Origin of the sequence: Streptomyces sp. KPB2 (genome assembly GCF_003950055.1) — a bacterium.
Taxonomy (GTDB): Bacteria; Actinomycetota; Actinomycetes; order Streptomycetales; family Streptomycetaceae; genus Streptomyces; species Streptomyces salinarius.
Genome location: NZ_CP034353.1, coordinates 7,294,317 through 7,312,073, shown reverse-complemented (window position 1 = coordinate 7,312,073; position 17,757 = coordinate 7,294,317). Strand labels below are relative to the sequence as shown.

Annotated in this window: 15 protein-coding genes; 7 read left to right on the top strand and 8 right to left on the bottom strand. The window is 72.8% G+C overall.

Going from position 1 to position 17,757, the window contains the following annotated elements:
* Positions 1-185 precede the first annotated feature (185 nt).
* Positions 186-509 (bottom strand): hypothetical protein, encoded by a 324-nt coding sequence (locus D1J63_RS33095; protein WP_241235631.1) that lies wholly within the window; start codon positions 507-509, stop codon positions 186-188.
* A 586-nt stretch (positions 510-1,095) separates the two neighbouring features.
* Here D1J63_RS33095 and D1J63_RS33090 point away from each other — a divergent pair.
* The gene (locus D1J63_RS33090) at positions 1,096-2,397 is read left to right on the top strand and encodes a phytase (RefSeq protein ID WP_125634015.1); all 1,302 of its coding nucleotides are present in this window, start codon (positions 1,096-1,098) and stop codon (positions 2,395-2,397) included.
* A 574-nt stretch (positions 2,398-2,971) separates the two neighbouring features.
* Here the strand turns inward: D1J63_RS33090 and D1J63_RS33080 are convergent.
* Positions 2,972-3,598 carry a helix-turn-helix transcriptional regulator gene (locus tag D1J63_RS33080; RefSeq protein WP_241235630.1) on the bottom strand — a complete coding sequence of 209 codons (627 nt, stop codon included), beginning with the start codon at positions 3,596-3,598 and terminating at the stop codon, positions 2,972-2,974.
* A gap of 1,409 nt (positions 3,599-5,007) precedes the next feature.
* Here D1J63_RS33080 and dhaK point away from each other — a divergent pair.
* The 3 genes from dhaK to D1J63_RS33065 are packed head-to-tail and all read left to right on the top strand — an operon-like array spanning position 5,008 to position 7,055.
* A complete protein-coding gene (dhaK, locus tag D1J63_RS33075) occupies positions 5,008-6,000 on the top strand; it encodes a dihydroxyacetone kinase subunit DhaK (RefSeq protein ID WP_125634013.1) in 993 nt (330 codons plus the stop codon).
* A gap of 49 nt (positions 6,001-6,049) precedes the next feature.
* Complete coding sequence (gene dhaL / locus D1J63_RS33070) at positions 6,050-6,649, top strand: dihydroxyacetone kinase subunit DhaL (protein ID WP_007388248.1); 600 nt, start codon at positions 6,050-6,052, stop codon at positions 6,647-6,649.
* A complete protein-coding gene (locus D1J63_RS33065) occupies positions 6,642-7,055 on the top strand; it encodes a PTS fructose transporter subunit IIA (protein WP_007388249.1) in 414 nt (137 codons plus the stop codon). Before dhaL ends, D1J63_RS33065 begins: the two co-directional genes overlap by 8 nt.
* A 193-nt stretch (positions 7,056-7,248) precedes the next feature.
* Here D1J63_RS33065 and D1J63_RS33060 read toward each other — a convergent pair whose 3' ends face one another.
* Positions 7,249-8,100, bottom strand: coding sequence for a glycoside hydrolase family 75 protein (locus tag D1J63_RS33060; RefSeq protein WP_125634011.1), 852 nt, complete (start codon positions 8,098-8,100; stop codon positions 7,249-7,251).
* 381 nt (positions 8,101-8,481) lie between these two features.
* Between D1J63_RS33060 and D1J63_RS33055 the strand changes: the two genes are divergently transcribed.
* Both D1J63_RS33055 and D1J63_RS33050 read left to right on the top strand, forming a co-directional pair.
* The gene (locus D1J63_RS33055) at positions 8,482-9,468 is read left to right on the top strand and encodes a fibronectin type III domain-containing protein (RefSeq protein ID WP_125634009.1); all 987 of its coding nucleotides are present in this window, start codon (positions 8,482-8,484) and stop codon (positions 9,466-9,468) included.
* Positions 9,469-9,639: 171 nt separating this feature from the next.
* Positions 9,640-10,197 carry a hypothetical protein gene (locus D1J63_RS33050; protein WP_164713081.1) on the top strand — a complete coding sequence of 186 codons (558 nt, stop codon included), beginning with the start codon at positions 9,640-9,642 and terminating at the stop codon, positions 10,195-10,197.
* 59 nt (positions 10,198-10,256) lie between these two features.
* Here D1J63_RS33050 and D1J63_RS33045 read toward each other — a convergent pair whose 3' ends face one another.
* From D1J63_RS33045 to D1J63_RS33030, 4 genes are all read right to left on the bottom strand, one after another.
* Positions 10,257-10,808, bottom strand: coding sequence for a PadR family transcriptional regulator (locus D1J63_RS33045; protein WP_125634006.1), 552 nt, complete (start codon positions 10,806-10,808; stop codon positions 10,257-10,259).
* Positions 10,809-10,839: 31 nt separating this feature from the next.
* On the bottom strand, positions 10,840-12,855 hold the full coding sequence (locus D1J63_RS33040) for an NADPH-dependent 2,4-dienoyl-CoA reductase (protein WP_125634004.1): 2,016 nt from the start codon (positions 12,853-12,855) through the stop codon (positions 10,840-10,842).
* Positions 12,856-12,966: 111 nt separating this feature from the next.
* Positions 12,967-13,338, bottom strand: coding sequence for a hypothetical protein (locus D1J63_RS33035; protein WP_125634002.1), 372 nt, complete (start codon positions 13,336-13,338; stop codon positions 12,967-12,969).
* 76 nt (positions 13,339-13,414) lie between these two features.
* A complete protein-coding gene (locus D1J63_RS33030; protein ID WP_125634000.1) occupies positions 13,415-14,296 on the bottom strand; it encodes a hypothetical protein in 882 nt (293 codons plus the stop codon).
* Between the two features lie 259 nt (positions 14,297-14,555).
* On the opposite strand from D1J63_RS33030, the gene D1J63_RS33025 reads away from it, so the two are divergent.
* Positions 14,556-16,637, top strand: a complete 2,082-nt coding sequence (locus tag D1J63_RS33025) for a SpoIIE family protein phosphatase (protein ID WP_125633998.1) — start codon at positions 14,556-14,558, stop codon at positions 16,635-16,637.
* 262 nt (positions 16,638-16,899) lie between these two features.
* On the opposite strand, the gene D1J63_RS33020 is transcribed toward D1J63_RS33025, so the two are convergent.
* Positions 16,900-17,736: a putative protein N(5)-glutamine methyltransferase gene (locus tag D1J63_RS33020; RefSeq protein ID WP_125633996.1), complete on the bottom strand. Its 837-nt coding sequence runs from the start codon at positions 17,734-17,736 to the stop codon at positions 16,900-16,902.
* Positions 17,737-17,757: the final 21 nt, after the last annotated feature.

Genomic DNA, 17,757 nt, shown 5'->3' with positions numbered 1-17,757 from the left:
GGGTTCACTCCCCACTCGGCCAGCACGGATTCCAGGGTCTGCCTGGCGAGGCGGACCGCGGCCGGGGTGGTCGGCACGGTCAGCGCATGACGGTAGGGCAAGGATTCGAGCTGCGAGGTCCGAGCGACGGCGAGGCCGCTTCAGCAGACGCTCCCGTCCTGACTCACGAACCCGGGACGGAGTGTCTAGACGTACACGGTGTAGACGTGGCAGGCGCTGCATCCCTTGATCTGTGCCCTGTCGAACTTGCCGCTGGGGCTGGTGCGCTTCACGCTCGTGTTGCTGTGCGTCCAGCTCCCCCACGCGTCGCCGTGGACGCGCATCCAGACGTGGCCGTCGCAGGAACCGTTGTTGCCCTTGGCCGCGACTGCCTTGGTGGTGGTGAGGCTGATGGCGTAGGTGGTGTCACAGGAACGCGTGAACTGTCCGAAGCCGTCGGTGAAGTAGACGTCGGTGTCCGCGGACGCCGTGCCGGCGGTGAGCATGACGGCTGTGGCCGCGGCTCCCAAGGTGGCGGCGATGCGCTTGCGCTTGAGGGTTCCTCCCCGTATTGACCATGTGTGGCTGGTGGTCGGACGACCTCGGCCAACGTAGAGGACCTGCCGCTCAGAGAGTGCCTACAACGTTCCAGGATGAGGCCCAGCGGTCACGGGCACGACAGCCGGAGCCGAAAGCCGGCTGTTTCATTGGACGGCATATGGCAGTGACAAAGCAGCTCCGATCGCGTCCTTCTCGCAGACCCCACTGGTCACACGGCACTGGCACCAGCCAAGGCAGCCCAACGACGAAGGGCCGCGACCACGCGGTCGAAGCGGGCCCTGCGCGAATCGCGATGGTGTGCGTGGCGGCCGCCACGGTGCTGGCCGCGTTGGTGACGGGGTGGCGATGAAGGTGATGAGCGATGTCCCCCGCCCGGCATCGCGCCTCTCCGGGCGCCTCCGCACAACCGGCACGACGCCATGACCGGAGTTCTGGGACATTCACCTGTCGGACATCCGTCCGTCGATGGAGAGTTGCCGCCATGTCGCCCGCGCTCCGCGTGCTCTTGTGATCGTTCGGTGGTGTCCCGTCCACTTCTCGACCGAGGAGAAATTCTTGCGCCCGTTCACTAGACGCCGTTTCGGTGCCGTCGCGGTGGCCGCATCCCTCGCTTTCGCCGCTGGTGCGGCATCCGGCACTCCGGCAGGTGCTGCCGCATTGCCCGTGGTCGTCCCTCGGGCCGAGACCGCCGCGCTGTTCGACGACGACGAGGGCGGTAACGCGAACGCCGACGACCCGGCGATCTGGCGCAACTCCGCCGACCCGGACGCCAGTCTCGTCATCGCCACGGCCAAGGAGGGCGGCCTGCGGGTCTACGACCTCGACGCCCGGCAGGTGCAGTCGGTCCCCGCGCCCGCGGCACCCGGCGCGGACGACGCCCCCGGCCGCTTCAACAACGTCGACCTGGTGCACGACATGTCCCTGGGCTCCGGCACCACGGACCTGGCGGTCGTCAGCGACCGCGGCAGCGACAAGCTGCGCATCTACCGCGTCGACGGCGACCGGCCCGGCGCCCCGCTCACCGACGTCACGGACCCCTCGGCGCCGTGGATCTTCTCCGGCTCGCAGGAGGAGGTCAATGAGGAGAGCACCGCCTACGGCCTGACCACCTACACCGACTCCGCGACCGGCAAGTCCTACGCGCTCGTCAGCCAGAACGCGACCACCCGCATCGCGCTGCTGGAACTGACCACGACGAGCCGGGGCACGGTGTCCTACCGGAAGGTCCGCACCCTGGACCTGCCCGCCGTCTTCACGATGCCCGACGGCACGAAGTGGTCCCCCTGTGGCGATCCCGGCGAGGGCCCGCAGGTCGAGGGTATGGTCGTCGACCAGGAGACGGGCACGCTCTTCGCCGGGCAGGAGGACGTGGGCATCTGGCGCCTGCGGGCCGACCTCAAGGGTGATCCCGTCCTGCAGGACAAGGTCCGTGAGTACGGTGTGCCGGCCACGTACGACGAGGCCTCCGACGAGTGCCTGGCGGCTGACGACCCCGGCTTCGGCGGTGACCGGATGTCGGCGGACGTCGAGGGCCTGACCCTGCTGAAGCAGGACGACGGGGACGGCTACCTGCTCGCCTCCAGCCAGGGCGACGACACCTTCGTCGCCTACGACCGTGAACGCTCCGACGACTACGAGTACGAGGGCGGCTTCCGGGTGGGTGCCGCTTCCGGGTCGCTGGACGGCTCCGAGGAGTGCGACGGCGCGGACGTGCTCGCCGAGCCGCTCGGCCGCAGGTACCCGGACGGCCTGCTCGTCGTCCAGGACGGCCACATGGCCCCGGAGGACGGCGACCGGGAGGCCACCGGCTTCAAGTTCGTCGACCTCGGCGACGTCCTGGAGGCGCTCGACGACTGACAGCCGCCCAAGGAGTGAGCGGCGGGCCGCCCGCACGGACGGTCCGCCGCTCACCGTAGCCAAACCCTCGCATGGGACCGCACGCGCTCGACTCACGACGCGACAGCCGTGGAGGGCCACTCGAGCACTGCTGGTCCGCATCCGTGGCGGCCGCCGGCTGCAGAGACCGAGCACCTGCGGCTACTGAAGACCAACGTCGACTTCGTCGCCCTCGCCCGCTACTGGAAGACGCTCCGGCAGGGCGTGCAGCCCGTGGGCGCCACCGCGCATCACGTGACCGAGTACCTGGGCGAGGGTCCGATCAGAGCTCGCGCGCAAGGGTGCCGCGGACCTGGGGCTGAGCATCGGGGCCTACCTGGCCCGACTGGTGCAGGGCGACAGCCGTTCGAGCAGCCGGTCTACGAGGGCGCCTACGCCGGGGCCGCCGCCCTGGTGCACACACTGGGCCCGCACCCCGAGGCGGGCCGTGACCGCGGTTGCCCTGTCGGCGCGGCAACCGCACACACCAGCTTCGGCCGCTGTGCCTCGGCGGCCAGGGATGCCACCGCAGGGCGGCAGGCCCGGGGGCACCGGCTCACGCGTCGAGTGCCGCCCGGTCCTCCGCAGGCTTGGGGCGGTCGACGAGACCGGCGACCTGGACCCGGGAAGTGACGCCCAGCTTCGTGAGGATGTGCTCGACGTGGGTGTCGGCCGTCCGCTTCGAAATGACGAGGCGTTCGGCGATCTGCCGGTTCGTGAGACCCTCGACGATCAGGTCGGCGACCTCGCGCTCGCGCGGCGTGAGGGGTCCCAGCGCGCTGCCGTTGACCACGTCCGGTGGCGGCGACGACGCGGTGCGCTGCCCGTGTCCGCAGGCGATGTTGACGAGTTCCGACACCTCCAGCTTCGTTCCGTGCGCGTAGACCTGGGTGAAGCGCTCGGCTCCCAGGCGGAGCATGAGGGCGTTCTCGGTCTCGGTGCGCAGGTTGGTCAGCGCTCGCACCCCCCACAGGGTGGTGCCGACCTGCCGCCAGAGTGCCGTGGAGCCGCCCAGCAGGATCGCGGCGTGCTCGTGGTCCTGTTCGGCGCACGCGACCCAGGACAGAAACTCCACGGTGGCGGCCAGGCTCATGGTCTCGCCCTGGTCGAGGGCGGACGGCAGCACCCTGCGCCCCAGTTCCCGGCTCTCCGCGAACTTGCCGTCCGCCCACAGCGCCAGCACCTGGGCGATGGTCAGAAAGTTGCGCGCCCATCGCTCACGCGGCAGGTGCTCCAGTTCCCGGAGGCACTCGTCTGCGTCGCTCAGTAGTCGGCGCCTACATCGGGGACAGCACCCGAGCCGAAATCGCCTACGCCCGGTCGCTGGGCAAGCCCGTGCGGTTCACACCCCCGAATCGGCAGCGACCTGCCCGACCTGACCTACTGCTCCCAACAGACCGACCAGCACATGAGCGTCCCGCTACTTTGCACCGTGGGCAGAGATATGAGGCCGGGGCTTTCGGGGACTGCTCATCCGCATCCTGCCCGGACCCTGGCGGCGTACCGTCGTTGAACTGCACGGCTCCATACACCGGGCCCCGGGGGGCCATCTCCCCCGGGGCCCGTAGTGTGTCGGACGCGGGTCAGATCTTCCCAGCCGCCGTACCAACACCAGCTGCCTGCTTCTCGGACCAGTTATTGCCCGCGCCCATGGTCAGACGGTGCTCGTTGAAGTTGCGGTCAGCGCCGCCGTTTTCCGAGAGTTGGCACACCGCCACCTACGGTTCGGATGCTGCGGCTCTGGCCCAGAACCGGCGTCACCTTCTCGAGCGGCGCGTCCCGCCACCCGGGCGCTGGCTCGCTTCAACGCCCCACTCGGCCGGACACGCTTCCGCGACTTGTACGGCCCGGGGACGGGAATGAAAGTGCGCTGAGCAGGCTTCGACCGGTCCTCTTCCAGCGTGCTGCGCTTCATGGACTGCCACGCAGGCCCCTGGAATGGCGTGGTGATCGCCTTCTCCGCGGCCCACCTCGCGTGAATCCTGCGCGCGAGCACACCCTCGGAGACGAGACACCGCTCATCAGCTGCCCAACGTGCAACCGTCTGGTTCTCCCCGAATGCTGAAATAGCCTTGCCGAGCCCCCTCGGTGACGATGACAAGACCGTACCCATTTCCAAAGCCCCGTAGACCAGCTTTCGGGACGCGACGCCAAACCCACCGTCTGCAGGGTCCGCGCCATACTGAATCGCCCCACTGCACAGGCTGAGTCGCGGTCTCGAACGCAGATCGCGCGAGCAGTGTGTCGGCAGGGGCCAAGGGCAGCCCCTTGAGACAGGAGCAGGCGTGACAGCTCCTGCGCTTGGTCGTATCTGCCAGACCGGTACTCCCTGCCCCCTTCAGACGTCGCCTCGCGTGACCTTCACGGTCGCAAGGTCGATACTGCCCTTGCAGGACTCTTGTCGGGCTGTAGTCCGACTCGCCACGAAGACCTGACGATGCGTCACCAAAGTCAGCATTGAGTCAGCATCGGTACCGCCGGAACCCGCTCACGACCGTTCACCCACCATCAAGATCACGAAGCAAGCTCCGCCCCTCTGCCCTGCAAGAGCACAGGTCAACACCCGTCTACTAACCTGCCTAGGAGATACCCTTGAGGATGCTGATCAACGTCCCCGAGACCGTCGTCGCGGACGCGCTGCGCGGAATGGCGGCCGCCCATCCCGAGCTGACCGTGGATGTCGAGAACAGGGTGATCGTGCGGCGCGGCGCCCCCGTGGCCGGGCAGGTCGCGCTGGTGTCGGGGGGTGGTTCCGGGCACGAGCCGCTGCACGGCGGGTTCGTGGGTCCCGGGATGCTGTCGGCGGCGTGTCCGGGTGAGGTGTTCACCTCGCCGGTGCCGGACCAGATGGTGCGGGCCGCGGCGGCCGTGGACAGCGGGGCCGGGGTGCTCTTCGTCGTCAAGAACTACACCGGTGACGTGCTGAACTTCGACATGGCCGCCGAACTGGCCGAGGACGAGGGCATCCAGGTCGCGAAGGTGCTGGTCAACGACGACGTGGCGGTGACGGACAGTCTCTACACCGCCGGCCGGCGCGGCACGGGGGCGACCCTGTTCGTGGAGAAGATCGCCGGGGCGGCGGCGCGGGAGGGACGGCCGCTGGAGCAGGTGGAGGCGATCGCCCGCCGGGTCAACGACAGCTCGCGCAGTTTCGGGGTCGCGCTCAGCGCCGTCACGACGCCGGCCAAGGGCAGCCCCACGTTCGACCTCCCCGCCGGTGAGCTGGAACTGGGCATCGGCATCCACGGGGAGCCCGGCCGGGAGCGGCGGCCCATGATGACGTCGGGCGAGATCGCCGAGGCCGCCGTGGACGCGGTGCTGACCGACCTCGGCCCGCGCAACCCCGTCCTGGTCCTGGTCAACGGCATGGGCGCGACGCCGCTGCTGGAGCTGTACGGCTTCAACGCCGAGGTGCAGCGGGTACTCGGCGAGCGGGGCGTGGCCGTCGCCCGCACCCTGGTCGGCAACTACGTCACCTCCCTCGACATGGCCGGCGCCTCGGTCACCCTGTGCGAGATCGACGAGGAACTGCTCGGACTGTGGGACGCGCCGGTCAGCACCCCGGGTCTGCGGTGGGGCATGTGACGGCGAACGGGGGAAGAATCGCGACGTACCTACCAGGCAAGGAGATCCCGTGCTCGACGCCGACTTCTTCCGCCGTTGGATGACGGCGACCACCGCGCTGGTCGACCGTGAGGCGGAACGTCTCACCGCTCTCGACTCACCCATCGGCGACGCCGACCACGGCAGCAATCTGCAGCGCGGATTCACGGCCGTGGCCGCCGCGCTGGAGAAGGACGCGCCCGACACTCCCGGCGCCGTCCTGATCCTCGCCGGACGGCAGCTCATCTCCACGGTCGGCGGCGCCTCGGGGCCGCTGTATGGGACGCTGCTGCGCCGTACGGGCAAGGCACTCGGGGACTCCGCCGAGGTGAGTGCGGAGCAGTTGGCCGAGGCGCTGCGGGCGGGCGTGGACGCCGTCCGGACGCTCGGCGGTGCCGCGCCGGGCGACAAGACCATGGTCGACGCCCTGGTGCCCGCCGTGGACGCCCTGGGCGACTCGTTCGCCGCGGCCGGCACGGCTGCCGCGGAGGGGGCCGAGGCGACCACGCCGTTGCAGGCCCGCAAGGGCAGGGCGAGCTATCTGGGCGAGCGCAGCATCGGTCACCAGGACCCGGGGGCGACCTCCTCCGCGCTGCTCTTCGAGGCGCTGAGGGAGACGGCCGGTGAGTGACGAGCAGCAGTTGGTGGGGATCGTGCTGGTCTCCCACAGCGCCGAGGTGGCCGCCTCCGTGGCGGAGCTCGCGAAGGCCCTGTCGGGCGGCGCCGGGGCCGTGGCCGTCGCCCCCGCGGGCGGTACCGCATCCGGCGAGTTCGGCACCAGTTCGGAACTGGTCGCGTCCGCCGCCGCGTCGGTGGACCGGGGCGCGGGGGTCGCCGTCCTCACCGACCTCGGCAGTGCGGTCCTCACCGTCAAGGCGCTGATCGCCGAGGGCGACGAACTCCCGGACAACACCCGTCTGGTGGACGCGCCCTTCGTCGAGGGCGCGGTGGCGGCGGTCGTCACGGCCTCGACCGGCGCCGACCTCGCGGCCGTGGAGGCGGCGGCCGCGGAGGCGTACTCGTACCGGAAGACCTGAGCGGAAGACCTGAGCGGACGGCCTGAGCGGACGGCCTGAGCGCACGGCCTGAGCGGCCTCCCGGCCGTCTCCGGGTCGTCCCCCGGCCGTCTCCGGATCGTCCCCCGGCCGTCTCCGGATCGTCCCCGGGTCGTCCCCGGCCGTCCCCGGGTCGTCCCCGGCCGTCTCCGGGTCGGGGCCGTCTCCCGGCCGCTCAGCCCCCGTCCACGAACTTGCGCGCCAGCCGCTCCCCCGCCTTCCCGGCCGCGGCCGTGTCCTCGATGGGCCGCACCTCGGTGTCCTTGAAGACGATGTAGGTCACGTCGGAGGCCACGCCCCCGCCCGCCGGGTCCGCCGGGATGCCGAGGGAGCGTGCGGCGGCGTAGGAGGCCTCGCCGATGAGGTCGGTGGGGCCCACGTCGCCGACGACGGCGTACCGCACCCGGTCCCCGTGGACCAGCGCCGCGAGCGATCCGCCGCGGATGTCGTCCTCCCCGGGGTCCCAGGTGTCGCTGGGCCCGGGCACGACCACGTAGGGCAGGCGCTCGGCGTCCAGCGGGCGGCCGTCCGACTCCGTGTAGGCGGTGGCGGGGGTGAAGTGCGGGTCGGTCCGGCCGTTGCACCGGTCGCCGGGCCGGCCGTCGCAGTCGACGTCGAGGTCGGCCTTCCAGTACACGGCGTCCCGGGTGCCGCAGACCGGGATGTCCGCCGGTGCTCCGGCGTCGCTGCGGTAACGCCCGCGCGAGACGGGGTCGCAGTCCCGCACCCTGGCCAGCAGTTCGGCGGCGCGCACGGGACGGTCGCCCCCGGTCCGCTCCCCACGGGCACCGGTCCCGGCGTCCGGCCGGGCCCGCGAGGAAGGTGCGGGCCGCGCGGCCGGGCCATGGGGAAGGGGGCCGACCCGGACCCCGGACCGGTCCGCCCGCAGCGGCACGGCCCGGTCGGGGGTGCCGGACAGCAGGATCCGCGCCGGGTCGGGCAGTGGCGCGGGCGGTGCGTCGGGGAACGTCGACGGGGCGAGCAGGGCGGCGCTGGCCGCGACCAGTGTCAGCGACTGGACACGCACGATGTGGCCTCTCCTCGGGGGCATGGGCAGCACTCGGCCCCATCTGTCCCCGAAACGCTCGCGCGAGCACCTTTCGCAGGGCCAGACGGTGCACACGCGCCGGCCGGCCGGTGTGTGGAGGGAGCGGTCGACGGGGGCGGGCGGGCCGGGCCCGTTCCGGCTCCGGCCCGTCCGGCCGCCCGCGCCGGCGCGGGGTCAGCGACGACAGCGGTCCACGCGCCATCGGCCCGAACCTCCCGCCGCATGCGGGGAGTTCGGCCGTGAGGAGACTCAGCATACGTAACCCGTCCGAGTGACCGTGACCCGCCGCCCTCTTGATGTGGTCGCGTCACAGGCGTCATATTGGTCCGGACCATTGCCGGTTGGTGGGGAGGCGGAGCCGTGCGAGACGTTCCCGTTGCCGCTCTCGCGCGCCGCTGCGCCCTGCTCTGCGGGGCGCTCGTCCTGCTCACGTCCTGCGGCTGGGGCGCGGACGGGGACGACGGAGACGGCGGTGGGCTGCCCGGGGTGCCCACGGGCGTCACCGCGCAGGCCGGCAGCGCGACGACCGTCCACGTGATGTGGAACGCGGTCGAGGACGTCGAGACCTATGAGGTGTACCGGGGCGGCACGATGGTGAGGGAGGTTCCGGCGGCCGAGCGGATGGTGGACGTCACCCGGCTGCGTCCCTCGACGGCGTACGCCTTCACCGTCCGGGCGCGCGACGCCGACGGGCGGCTCGGGCCGCGCAGCCGGGAGGTGCGGGCGACCACTCCGGCCGCGGTGGCCGACGAGTCCGCTCCGACCCGCCCCGGGGACGTGCGCGGCCGTGCGGTGGGCGGCCGGGCGGTCCAGCTCGGCTGGTCGGCCGCGAAGGACGACCGCGACGTCGTGTCGTACGACGTCTACCAGGGCGACGCCAAGGTGCACAGTGTCGGTGGCGGTCAGACGGCGGCCGTGGTCACGGGGCTGCGGCCGGGCACCCGCTACGCGTTCACCGTCCGGGCACGGGACGCGGCCGACAACGTCTCCCCCGCGAGCGCCGTCGTCCGGCTCACCACCGGGGGCACCGACGACGGGCGCGCCACCGCGCCCACACAGTTGCGCGCCGCCTCCCACCGGGCCGACGGGGCCTATTACCTCGACCTCTCCTGGGTCCCGCCGCGCACCGACGGTCCGGTGACCGAGTACCAGATCCACCTGGACGGCCGTGCGGCGACCTCGCTGGTCTACGGTGCCGACGCGCCGCGCGACCGCGCCGAGTACAGCTTCTACGCCGGACGCGAGGCCGGGGTCACCCACCGGGTCCGGATCCGGGCGAGGCTGGCCGACGGCACCTGGGGCGGGTTCTCGGCGGAGCGGAAGGTGACCACGGGCGCGGGTCGGTGACACCCGGTCGGCCCGGCGTTCGGGCGGGGCGGTGAACGCGTCACCTGGGCGGTCGCGCTCCGCATGCGGGCGCGGCCCGCGCGCTGTTGGCTGCCAGCGGGGGCACGGGCGTTCCCGATCCCGGCGGCGCAAGGGATGTACCGCCGACCGTGCCGCCGGAGGGCAGTCCACATGCGCATCTCATCGCCACTTCTCCGCTCCGGTGCGACCGTGGCAGCCGTCGCCGCGCTGCCCGTCGCCCTGGCCGCGGGACCGGCTCTGGCGGGCCCGGGGATCTCCGTGAGCACCACCGGGACCACGGTGTCGGTCAAGACCACGGCCTGCGCCCAGCTCAACGGCAGTTGGGGCACCGCGTCGCTGCTCACCAGCAGCCAGCGGGACTTCGCGGAGGGGCGTCAGGTGGCGCTCTCCGGCAGCGCTTCGGGGCAGTCCGCGGCCTGGTCGGGCATCACGCCGGGTACGTACACGGTGATCGTCATGTGCTCGAACAACAGCACCGCCGGCACCCAGACGGTCATCGTCTCCTCGGCGCCCTCCCCCTCGCCCTCGCCCAGCCGTTCCGCCGCTCCCTCCCCGTCCGCGTCGCCGGGCGGTGTCATGGGCGGTCTCGGCGGGGCCGTCCAGGACTACGGCACGGCCACCCTGGTGGCGGGTGGCGCGCTGGTGGGGACCGGGGTCATCGCCGCGGCCTGGTTCCTGCGCCGCCGCTCGAAGCCGTACCGCTTCTGAGGGAACACGCCGCACGGCACACGCCCGCACGGCACACGCCCGCACGGCGGCCGACCCGGTCAGGCCGGTTCGTCGTCCGGCAGCTCGGCGAACTCCGCCAGTGCGTGCCGGAGCCACTGGGTCCAGAACGTCTCCAGGTCGATGCCGGCCCGCAGCACCAGGTGGCGCAGCCGGTCCTCGGTGCTGTCCCGGCCGGGCGGGAAGTCCCGCTCCTCGATCTCCTCGTACTCGGCCAACTGCCTTTCGTGCAGCTCCAGATGCCGGCGCAGGTCCGCCCCGAGACCGGCGGTGCCGACCACGGCGGCGGCGCGCAGCCGCAGCAGCATCGTGTCCCGCAGGGGCTTGGGGTCGTGCGGGGCGGCGGTCCAGCGGGCCAGTTCGGCGCGGCCCGCGGGCAGGACCTCGTAGGACTTCTTCTGCCCGCGGGCCGGCTGCTGGCCGGGCAGGGCGCGGATCAGGCCCTCGGCCTCCAGTTTTCCCAGCTCGCGATAGATCTGCTGGTGCGTGGCCGACCAGAAGTAGCCGATCGACCTGTCGAACCGGCGGGTCAGCTCCAGCCCGGACGACGGCTTTTCGACCAGGGCGGTGAGGATCGCGTGCGGGAGGGACATGGGCTCATCCTAGGGACGGCCCGCCCGCCCCCTACAGCGCCGCCGCCAGCTCGGTGCCCTGCTTGACGGCGCGCTTGGCGTCCAGTTCGGCGGCCACGTCGGCGCCGCCGATGAGGTGGGCGCCGACACCGGCGGCGACCAGGTCGTCGTACAGGCTCCGGCTGGGCTCCTGGCCGGTGCACAGGACGACCGTGTCGACCTCCAGGACCGTGGACTCGCCGTCGACGGTGATGTGCAGTCCGGCGTCGTCGATCCGGTCGTAGCGCACGCCCGGCACCATGGTGACGCCGCGGTGCTTCAGCTCGGTGCGGTGGATCCAGCCGGTGGTCCTGCCGAGTCCGGCGCCGACCTTGCTGGTCTTGCGCTGGAGCAGGTGGACGGTGCGGGGCGGGGCCGGGCGTTCGGGCGCGGCGAGGCCGCCGGGGGCGCGGTAGCCGGTGTCGACGCCCCAGAGGCGGAAGTACGTCTCCGGGTCCTCGTGGGCCTTGTCGCCGCCGTCGGTGAGGTACTCGGCGACGTCGAAGCCGATCCCGCCCGCGCCCAGGATCGCGACGCGCTCACCGACGGGGGCGCCGTCGCGCAGGACGTCGAGGTAGCCGACGACGGACGGGTGGTCGACGCCGGGGATGTCGGGCGTGCGGGGGGTGACGCCGGTGGCGACGACGACCTCGTCGTGGCCGGTGAGGTCGTCGGCGCCGACGCGGGTGTTCAGGCGTACGTCCACGCCGTGGGCCGCGAGCTGGGTGCGGAAGTAGCGCAGCGTCTCGTCGAACTCCTGCTTGCCGGGGACCTTGCGGGCGACGTTGAGCTGTCCGCCGATCTCGCTCGCGGCGTCGAACAGGGTGACCTCGTGGCCGCGTTCGGCGGCGCTCACGGCGCAGGCGAGGCCGGCCGGTCCGGCGCCGACGACGGCGACGCGCTTGCGCAGCCTGGTCGGGGTGAGGACGAGTTCGGTCTCGTGGCAGGCGCGCGGGTTGACCAGGCAGGAGGTGATCTTGCCGCTGAAGGTGTGGTCGAGGCAGGCCTGGTTGCAGCCGATGCAGGTGTTGATGGCCTCGGGGCGGCCGGCCTCGGCCTTGGCGACGAAGTCGGGGTCGGCGAGCATCGGGCGGGCCATCGAGACCATGTCGGCGGTGCCCTCGGCCAGCAGCCGTTCGGCGACCTCGGGGGTGTTGATGCGGTTGGTGGTGACGAGCGGGACCGACACCTCGCCCATCAGCCGCTTGGTCACCCAGGTGTACGCGCCGCGCGGCACGGAGGTGGCGATGGTGGGGATGCGGGCCTCGTGCCAGCCGATGCCGGTGTTGATGATCGTGGCTCCGGCGGCCTCGACGGCCTTGGCGAGGGTGATCACCTCGTCGAGGGTGGAGCCGCCGGGCACCAGGTCCAGCATGGACAGCCGGTAGACGAGGATGAAGTCCTCGCCGACGGCCTCGCGCACCCGGCGGACGATCTCGACGGGGAAGCGCATGCGGTTCTCGTACGAGCCGCCCCAGCGGTCGGTGCGGTGGTTGGTGCGGGCGGCGATGAACTCGTTGATCAGGTAGCCCTCGGAGCCCATGATCTCGACGCCGTCGTATCCGGCCTCGCGGGCGAGGCGGGCGGTGCGCACGTAGTCGTCGACGGTGCGCTCGATCTCGGCGTCGGTCAGTTCGCGCGGCACGTGCGGGCTGATCGGGGCCTGGAGCGCGCTCGGGGCGACCAGGTCGGCGTGGTAGGCGTAGCGGCCGAAGTGCAGGATCTGCAGGGCGATGCGGCCGCCCTCGCGGTGCACGGCGTCGGTGACGACCCGGTGCCGCTCGGCCTCCGCCTCGGTGGTGAGCTTGGCGCCGCCCTCGTACGGGCGGCCCTCGTCGTTGGGGGCTATGCCGCCGGTGACGATCAGGCCCACTCCGCCGCGGGCCCGGGCGGCGTAGAAGGCGGCCATGCGCTCGAACCCGCGCTCGGCCTCTTCCAGGCCGACGTGCATGGAGCCCATCAGGACCCGGTTGGGCAGCGTGGTGAAGCCCAGGTCGAGCGGGCTCAGCAGGTGCGGGTATCGGCTCATCGGGCCCTCCGTGCGCGGTGTGGTGCCTCTGTTGTAGAGGACCGCCACCCCATTTTGCAACTAGTTGCATAACGGGGTGGCGCACACCTCACCGCACCCGGCGGGACCGGGTCAGTGGCTTTCGAGCCGTACGTGCAGCTCCCGTTCCTGGTCCCCGGAGGCCGTGCTCAGGTCCTGCACGGTGAACAGGGAGTCCAGGGTGGTGCGGAACCGCTCGATCGCCCAGTAGCCGCCCTGCACGTCGGCCTCCACGGACGCCCCGAGCCGGGCGGGGTCGCACCGGCCGCCCCGGGCGTCGGCCACGTCGAAGGTGCCGAGCCACACGGTCGGGCGCACCTCGTGGTACTCCCGGGTCACGTCGCCCGCGTGCCGGTCGGAGGAGAAGCACGCGCACAAGGTGTCGAACACGGTCCGGGCGTCCTCCTTGCTGCATCCGCTCAGCTCCACCGAGACGGACTCCGGATGCAGTCGCTCACCGTTCATCGTGATCGCTCCCTCTCGTCGGCACGGCCGATACCACCAGAAAAGCACCACCCGCCGCCCGGCGCGAGGGGCCGGGTCAGCCCTGGGTGAACCGGTACGTCTTGCTGTCCGTCAGCACGCAGAAGCCGGGCGACACGACGATCACGCGCAGGGTGCCGGTACGCCGGTCGTAGTCGACGCCCTCCGCCTCGAAGGAGCCCGAGCAGGCGCTGCGCAGGGGCAGCTGCCGCAGGGCGGTGACGTGTCCGGTGACGTCGGCGGCGCCGGTCGGCGGTGCCGACAGGTCGATGCGCAGCAGCGGTTTGGTGATGCCGAAGAGCGTGCCCTCGGGGTCGTCGGAGGAGCAGAGCAGGGTGGTGGCGTCCAGGAAGTCGCAGCCCTGGACGTCGCGCACGGCGTGGTCGAGGTGGACGGTGGCCGCCTGCGGGAGGTTCGCCGAGGGCGAGGTGGCGGGGTTGACGCCGGGGGTCGGGAAGACCAGGAGCCGGTTCATGGTGCCCCACTCCCCCGCCAGCATCCACTGGCCGTCGGGCGAGATCGCGGACCACGAGTTGTTCCGCGCCTCCCCGGCGCTCAGCGTGTGCACGTACTCCGACCAGCCGCCGTCCGGCGCCTGCACGCGGAACATCTTCGTGTTCCCGTCGTCGCGCTGGTACGGCTCGACGTAGTGGCCGTCGTAGGAGGCGTCGGGGTCGCCGACGTGGTTCCAGCCCCGGACGCTCAGGGCGAGCGGGACGGTGCCGATGCCGGTGTAGCGGTTGGGGCTGCCCGCCGGGACCTCGACCGAGGCCAGGCCCTGGCTCTCGGTCAGCGGGTCGGCCCGGTCGGAGCCCACCTCGGTCCAGGTGCCGGCGGCGGGAGCGGCCGCCCGCGAGGGACCGGCGAGGCCGAGGCAGAGGGCCAGGACGGCGAGTCCCGTCAGGGCGGCGTGACAACGTTGCCGGGCGCTCAGGGTCATGGAGGCTCCTCCGTGGGGCGGGCCGGGGCGGCACGGGCGGGGGCGGCGGCACTCGGGGCACAGTCTGGACCGCCCGCACAGTCATGTACAGACCAACTCCGGACGCCTTCGTGCGGCGCTCCCCGTACCGCGGGGAGATGCTGGGAGGAGACGGCGGCGCCCCGCGGAACCGGCTCCGGGCGCGGTGGAACGCGGTACAACAAGGGAGTAACGGCAACGAAGGGTCGTGCCGCGTCGGACGGCGACGGCGGGGCGTGGGATGAGTGCAGCGGGGTCTGCCGGGTTCGAGGGCGAGCCGTCGCCCCGCGGACCCGTGCGGCCCAGTGGACTGCTCGACCTGCTGAACGTGGCCTCGATCGTGCTGGACACCGAGGGCCGGATCGTCCTGTGGAGCCCGCAGGCCGAGGAGCTGTTCGGGTACTCGGCGCCGGAGGCCCTGGGGCAGTACGCCGCCCGCATCATGGTCCACGAGCGCCATCTCGACCTGGTCGTCAGGCTGTTCGGCGACGTCATGAAGACCGGCCGGAGCTGGGCCGGCGCCTTCCCCGTCCGGCACAAGGACGGCAGCACCCGTCTGGTCGAGTTCCGCAACATGCGGCTGCTGGACGACCGCGGTGACGTCTACGCCCTCGGGCTCGCTGCCGACCAGTCGATGGTGCGCCGGCTGGAGCGGGACGTGGCCCTGTCCACGCGGGTGATCATGCAGTCCCCGATCGGCCTGGCCGTCCTGGACACGGAGCTGCGGTACGTGTCGGTCAACCCGGCCCTGGAGCAGCTCAACGGCATCCCCGCCGAGGAGCACCTCGGCCGGACGGTCCGCGAGCTGCTGCCGCAGGTCGACGCCGACCCGCTGGAGGCGGCGGCACGCGAGGTGCTGGAGACCGGGCGGCCGGTCGTCGACCGGCCCGCGACCGGGCGGACGCCCGCCGACCCGGACGAGGAACACGCCTGGTCGGTGTCGCTGTACCGGCTGGAGGACGCCCTGGGTGCCGTACTGGGCGTGGCGGTCTCGATCGTCGACGTGACCGAGCAGTACCGGACGGCCGCCGAGGCCGAGGGCGCCCGGCGCCGGCTGGCCGCGGTGGCGGACGCCTCCGCCCGGATCGGCACCACCCTGCGCCTGGACCGCACGGCGTACGAGCTGGCCGACGTGGCCGTGCCCGGCCTCGCCGACATCGCGGCCGTGGACCTGCTGGACGCCGTGGTGGCGGGCCGGCGCACCACGCTGGGGCCGGCCGAGCCCGCGGTGATCAGGGCGCTGGCCGTGCGGGCCGACGACGCCCACGACGCGCTGCGGGCGGCCGACCGGCCCGGCGAGGTCGCCCGGTACGGACCGGACCGCCTGGTCACCGAGTGCGTGCGCACCGGCCGGCCGGTGATGGTGGCGCGGGTGACGCGCGAGGACCTGGGGCGCATCGCCCGCTCCCCCCGGGCGGCCGAGCTGCTGGGCCGGGCGGGCGTGCACTCCTACCTGGCCGTGCCGCTGATCGCGCGGGGGGAGGTGCTGGGCGCCCTGGACCTGAAACGGACCGCCAATCCCCTGCCGTTCGGCGAGGACGACCTGCTGCTGGCCCGGGAGCTGGCCGCGCGGGCGGCGCTGCAGATCGACAACGCCCGCTGGTACCAGAACGCCCGCGACACCGCGCTCACCCTCCAGCGCAGCCTGCTGCCGAGCCACCCGCCGGTGACGGGCGGGCTCGAGGTCGCCTCCCGCTACCAGCCGGCCGGGGGCACCAGCGAGGTCGGCGGCGACTGGTTCGACGTGATCGAGCTGGCGGACGGCAGGACCGCGCTGGTGGTGGGCGACGTGATGGGCAGCGGTATCGCGGCCGCGGCCTCCATGGGACGGCTGCGCACCGCGACGAACACCCTGGCCGCCCTCGAACTGGATCCGGCGCAGCTGCTCGGGCACCTGGAGCGGACCACGGCCGGCCTGGACCAGGCCATCGCCACCTGTCTGTACGCCGTGCACGATCCGCACCGGCGGCAGTGCCGGATCGCCAACGCGGGGCATCTTCCCCCGGTCCGGCTGCGGGCCGGCCGGCCGCCCGAACTGCTCGACCTGCCCACCGGGGTCCCGCTCGGGGTGGGCGGCGTCGCCTTCTCCACCACCACCGTCGGCCTGGAGCCGGGCGACCGGCTGGTGTTCTACACCGACGGTCTGGTCGAGACCCGCCGGCATCCGCTGGACGAACGGCTGGACGCGCTCCTCGCGCTACTGGAGGGCCCGGACCGTCCGCTGGAGGAGGTCTGCGACCTGCTGCTGCGCACCCTGCACGAGCCGGAGAACTCCGACGACGTGGCCCTGCTCATCGCCCGGGCCACGCCACCGGCGCCGTAGGCCCTGGGGACGACGTGCACGGTCCCACTGCCGCAAGGGCGTGGAAGGTCCCCCGACTCGCCGCAGGGGCGCCGATCGCGTGGTCGGTACACCCACGCCGCACGGGCGCCGACCGCGTACAAGCCGTACGCCGGTCGACGCCCGGCACTCCCCCCCCGGCCTCCGGCCCCGGGGCAACCCCGGAGCACGCACCTCACGCCCCCGGGCCCGCCCGGCCGACGGGCCTGCGACGACAGGACGTGACGGTACGGCGAGCGGGCGGTCAGTTCCTGACGCCGGTCACCACGTGGGCATACAGGTCCTCGCAGACCGCGAGGCGGGGGGTCAGCCCGGCCCGGGCGAAGGCGTCGACGGCGTCGGCCGCCTGGCGTTCGCTCGTCTCGACCAGCAGGCAGCCGCCCGGGGCGAGCCAGTCCGGCGCGGCGGCCGCGACCCTGCGCAGCACGTCGAGGCCGTCACCGCCGCCGTCGAGGGCGACCAGCGGTTCGTGCTCGCGGGCCTCGGCGGGCAGCAGGGCGACCTCGCCGGTGGGGACGTACGGCACATTGGCCGCGAGGATGTCCACCCGGCCGCGCAGCGCGTCGGGCAGCGCGTCGAACAGGTCACCGGCGTGCACCCGGCCGCCCGCGTCGGCGAGGTTGCCGCGGGCGCAGTCCACGGCGACCGGGTCGACGTCGGCGGCGTGCACCTCGGGCCGGTCGAGCGCGGCGGCCAGGGCCGCGCCGACGGCGCCCGACCCGCAGCACAGGTCGACGACGACGTCCGCGTGCGGCGCGTGGGCCAGGGCCTCGGACACCAGGAACTCGGTGCGTCGGCGGGGTACGAAGACACCGGGGGCGACGGCGATGCGCAGACCTCGGAACTCGGCCCAGCCGACGACGAGTTCCAGGGGCAGGCCGCTCACACGGCGCTCGACCAGCGCGGTGAGTTCCGCGGCGGTGCGGGCCGCGTCCAGGATGAGCGCGGCCTCGTCCTCGGCGAAGACGCAGCCGGCGGCGCGCAGCGCGGCCACGACGGCGTCACGCGAGGGAAGCCCCTTCGGGAACGCCGTGAAGGCGCGGGGAGAGGGCGGGGGCGGGGCGGGGAAGGAGGAGGGCATGGAAGCCGAGAGCCTTTCGGG

Excerpts from the sequence above, each read along its gene's own strand:
- D1J63_RS33050 (WP_164713081.1), top strand. The coding sequence starts at position 9,640 with ATGCGCATCTCATCGCCACTTCTCCGCTCCGGTGCGACCGTGGCAGCC.
- D1J63_RS33045 (WP_125634006.1), bottom strand. The coding sequence starts at position 10,808 with ATGTCCCTCCCGCACGCGATCCTCACCGCCCTGGTCGAAAAGCCGTCG.
- D1J63_RS33040 (WP_125634004.1), bottom strand. The coding sequence starts at position 12,855 with ATGAGCCGATACCCGCACCTGCTGAGCCCGCTCGACCTGGGCTTCACC.
- D1J63_RS33035 (WP_125634002.1), bottom strand. The coding sequence starts at position 13,338 with ATGAACGGTGAGCGACTGCATCCGGAGTCCGTCTCGGTGGAGCTGAGC.
- D1J63_RS33030 (WP_125634000.1), bottom strand. The coding sequence starts at position 14,296 with ATGACCCTGAGCGCCCGGCAACGTTGTCACGCCGCCCTGACGGGACTC.
- D1J63_RS33025 (WP_125633998.1), top strand. The coding sequence starts at position 14,556 with ATGAGTGCAGCGGGGTCTGCCGGGTTCGAGGGCGAGCCGTCGCCCCGC.
- D1J63_RS33020 (WP_125633996.1), bottom strand. The coding sequence starts at position 17,736 with ATGCCCTCCTCCTTCCCCGCCCCGCCCCCGCCCTCTCCCCGCGCCTTC.